Source organism: Massilia mucilaginosa (assembly GCF_011682145.1).
GTDB lineage: Bacteria > Pseudomonadota > Gammaproteobacteria > Burkholderiales > Burkholderiaceae_D > Telluria_A > Telluria_A mucilaginosa.
The window spans coordinates 1-222 of sequence record NZ_WHJH01000400.1 but is presented as its reverse complement, the minus strand read 5'-3'; the positions used below and the strand labels follow the sequence as shown (position 1 = coordinate 222).

The 222-nt window shown below is 51.8% G+C and carries 1 rRNA gene; it reads right to left on the bottom strand.

The features are described 5' to 3' along the window. Positions 1–222: ribosomal RNA gene (locus F2P45_RS35335) — 23S ribosomal RNA — on the bottom strand; the annotation flags it as partial.

Sequence of the window (222 nt, the reverse complement as noted above, 5' to 3'; positions counted from 1 at the left end):
GTACGGTCTCGTATGACTGAAGCTTAGAGGCTTTTCTTGGAACCACTTCCGATTGCTTCAGAACCTAAGTTCCTCGTCTCGACCCCTTGAATCCTGCGCCCGGATTTGCCTAAGCGCCTTCTATGAGCCAAAAACCAACACTTCCAACCGTTGGACAACCTTCCGCGATCCGTCCCCCCATCGCATCATACGACGGTGCAGGAATATTAACCTGCTTCCCAT